The sequence below is a fragment of the Saccharopolyspora sp. NPDC002686 genome (genome assembly GCF_040295745.1).
Lineage (GTDB): Bacteria > Actinomycetota > Actinomycetes > Mycobacteriales > Pseudonocardiaceae > Saccharopolyspora > Saccharopolyspora oryzae.
Genome location: NZ_JBEOVY010000678.1, coordinates 1 through 1,100 on the forward strand (window position 1 = coordinate 1; position 1,100 = coordinate 1,100).

General features: G+C 73.8%; 1 protein-coding gene. It reads left to right on the forward strand.

Annotation, left to right across the window (positions count from 1 at the left end; translation table 11 throughout):
• The coding region (locus tag ABTZ89_RS38835) for a putative PEP-binding protein (RefSeq protein ID WP_351054503.1) at positions 1 to 1,030 on the forward strand (1,030 nt) is incomplete at its 5' end.
• Positions 1,031 to 1,100: the final 70 nt, after the last annotated feature.

Genomic DNA, 1,100 nt, shown 5'->3' on the forward strand with positions numbered 1-1,100 from the left:
GGTGGCGGCGCGCGGCGTGCTGGCCGCGAACGCCGCCGGGGCGCGCGTCGACGGCACGTCCGGCACCGTCGAGCTGTTCGAGCAGGCGGTGCCGCCGGAGGCGGCGGTGCGCGACCAGTCGCAGTGGAACGGCATCGGCACCACCGCGGACGGGCACCGGGTCAAGCTGCTGGCCAACATCGGCTCGGCCGCCGACGCGCAGGCCGGGATCGCCGCCGGGGCGGAGGGTTCAGGCCTGTTCCGCACGGAGTTCTGCTTCCTGGACGCGACGACCGAACCGGACGTCGACGCGCAGCGCAACGCCTACGCGGCCGCGCTGGAACCCTTCGCGGGCAAGCCGGTGGTGGTGCGCACCCTCGACGCCGGTGCGGACAAGCCGTTGCCGTTCCTGGCGATCGGCGAAGAACCCAACCCTGCGCTGGGCGTCCGCGGGCTCCGGGTGGCCTTCGACCGACCCGACCTGCTCGACCGCCAGCTCACCGCGATCGCCGCCGCGGCAGCGGAAACCGGCGCGGAGGTATCGGTCATGGCACCGATGGTCGCGACCGCGGCGGAGGCGGCGTGGTTCGCCGAACGCGCCCGCGCTGCGGGGATCGAGCGCGCGGGGGGCATGGTGGAAACCCCGGCGGCGGCGCTGACGGCGGACGCGCTCCTCGACGTCGTCGACTTCGTCAGCATCGGCACCAACGACCTCGCCCAGTACACCTTCGCGGCGGACCGGATGGTCGGCGCGCTCGCCGCGCTCAACGACCCGTGGCAACCCGCGCTGCTGCGCCTGATCGCAGGCCTGGCCCGAGCCGGCCAGGAGCGCGGCAAGCCGGTCGGCGTCTGCGGCGAAGCGGCGGCCGATCCCCAGCTGGCCGGTGTCCTGGCAGGCCTGGGCGTCACCAGCCTGTCCATGAACCCGGCGGCCCTGGCCGCCGTCGGCGCCGCCCTGGCAGAACGCACTCTGGCGGACTGGCAGCGGGCCGCGCAGAACGCTTTGGCCGCAACGGATCCCGCCGAAGCCCGACGCTCCGCCACCCGCTGATCAGTGGTCGTGAGTGCGTAACAGTGTTCGAACACTGTTACGCACTCACAACCGACACGAGCTGGTCCGG